We start from the raw sequence: 1,791 nt of genomic DNA on the forward strand, positions 1-1,791 counted from the left end.
TCGGCATTCCGACCAGCATGTTCACCGTTATCTTCGCCCTGGCACGTACCGTGGGCTGGATCTCGCACTGGAAAGAAATGCTCTCCAGCCCGTACAAGATCGGCCGCCCGCGCCAGCTGTACACCGGCGAGCAGAAGCGCGACATCGTTGCACTGCAGGACCGCAAGTAAGCGTTGATCGCCGAACGCAAGAAGGCTGCCCTCGGGCAGCCTTTTTTATTCATCCTGTACTGGCCTCTTCGCGGGCTTGCCCGCTCCCACAGGAACTCCACAGGCCTCGAAGACCATGACACACCTGTGGGAGCGGGCAAGCCCGCGAAGAGGCCGGGACAGGCAACCCAGAAGCCTCAGTTTTTCTCAGCCCGCTCCCGCAACCCTTTCAGGGTATTGAACGGCGCATCCACCACGAACTTGTTGGCCACCATCGCCGGCACGCTACCACCCGGCTCGGTGTGCACCTGATAGGTCACTTCCGTGCTGTCGCCCTTGGGCACCAGTTTCCAGAAGCCTTCGACCTTTGCGACCCGCACAAAGCCCTTCTCTTCCGGGATGTAGGTCGGCTCTTCCTTCAGGTTGCGCACCAGGCTGCCATCAGCCCCCTTGACCGTGGTCACATGCAGCACCGAGTCCCGCGGCGTTACCGGCCATGGCGTATTGAACTGGGTGTAGGTCCAGCTCTGATCACCTTCGTGCTTGAGCAGCTTCTGCGACTTGCATTCGTGAATCCACGCACAAGCCCCGACCACGTCCTCCTGCAACGCCTGCACCTTGGCCAGCGGCGCCTTGATCACGGTGACGCCTTGATATGCCTTGTACTTGGAACCGGCCACTTCGCTGAGGGAAACCTTGATCCCCTCCTCGTCCTTGGCCACCTGCCAGTTTTCGGCCCAGGCCACAGGCGACAGCAGAACCCCCATGCTACACAGCAGTGCAATACGCTTGAACGATCTCATCATGTTTATCCTTGTTGTCGAAGATCCAGCCTGTCACGCCGCCGTCATCTGCTCCCACCAACCGAGAATCCTGATGGCCTCGTCACGGTCACTGCCGCACACCTCGACATCCGCCTTGAAACCGCCACACACTGCCGGCCGCTCGGGCTTGCCGAACAGGTCGCAGAGGTTGTCGACGGTCAGATGCAGGCAGCGCTCGCCAGCCGGCTTGCCATTGGGCATGCGCGGCATCGCAGAGGTGATGGACGGAGCGATGCAGCAGGCACCACAACCCTCACGGCAATTCATGGCTATTCACCAAAATCAGGACTCCCTGAAACAAAACGGGACGAACGTCCCTGGATAGTAACCGCTCAAACAGGCGTTTGAAATTGCTGGTATGATGAAATCTGCCGTGACCAGGCAGTCAGTTCGCCAACTACTGGCGGTACTCGAAATCGATGGCCGCCCCTTCCACGTCCCGACGGCTGTCATTGCGCAGTTGCAGCTGCATTTCGTTACTGATCAACCGGCCATTGAGCTGGAACGGGCTGTCGCTGGTCTCCGGCTTCTCAGTGAACATGGGTGGCAGCAAAGGCTTGCGTCGCTGTATCGGCGAAGGGCTGCCCACATTCGGCTCAAGGTTATCGACCATGTCGGCCGGCAGGCTGAGGTCGAGCTTCGCCTTGGGTAGCGGCTGGGCAATCTCCTTGCTCACCGGCTTGCGTGCCGCCCTGGCCTTGCTGTTACCGGTTTTTCTTGCCGCCTGCTTGTGCGCAGGCCTGGCTGCAGCCTTCTGCGCCGGCTTGGCTTTCTGCACCGGCCTGGCCGCCTGCGCCTGGCTTGCTGGCTGCGCAGCC

General features: G+C 60.7%; 4 protein-coding genes. 1 reads left to right on the forward strand and 3 read right to left on the reverse strand.

From position 1 onward, the window contains the following. On the forward strand, nucleotides 1-170 hold a 170-nt coding region (locus JV551A3_RS22210), incomplete at its 5' end, for a citrate/2-methylcitrate synthase (RefSeq protein WP_328592115.1). 176 nt (nucleotides 171-346) lie between these two features. Here the strand turns inward: JV551A3_RS22210 and JV551A3_RS22215 are convergent. The 3 genes from JV551A3_RS22215 to JV551A3_RS22225 all read right to left on the reverse strand — a co-directional run. Next, entirely contained in the window at nucleotides 347-952 is a 606-nt protein-coding gene (locus tag JV551A3_RS22215) for an START domain-containing protein (protein WP_133979129.1), read from the reverse strand. Nucleotides 953-985: 33 nt separating this feature from the next. Then, a complete protein-coding gene (locus tag JV551A3_RS22220; RefSeq protein ID WP_025339973.1) occupies nucleotides 986-1,240 on the reverse strand; it encodes a YkgJ family cysteine cluster protein in 255 nt (84 codons plus the stop codon). 130 nt (nucleotides 1,241-1,370) lie between these two features. Beyond that, on the reverse strand, nucleotides 1,371-1,791 hold a 421-nt coding region (locus tag JV551A3_RS22225), incomplete at its 5' end, for a hypothetical protein (RefSeq protein ID WP_133979127.1).

The organism is Pseudomonas inefficax, assembly GCF_900277125.1.
GTDB lineage: Bacteria > Pseudomonadota > Gammaproteobacteria > Pseudomonadales > Pseudomonadaceae > Aquipseudomonas > Aquipseudomonas inefficax.

Excerpts from the sequence above, each read along its gene's own strand:
- JV551A3_RS22215 (WP_133979129.1), bottom strand. The coding sequence starts at position 952 with ATGAGATCGTTCAAGCGTATTGCACTGCTGTGTAGCATGGGGGTTCTG.
- JV551A3_RS22220 (WP_025339973.1), bottom strand. The coding sequence starts at position 1,240 with ATGAATTGCCGTGAGGGTTGTGGTGCCTGCTGCATCGCTCCGTCCATC.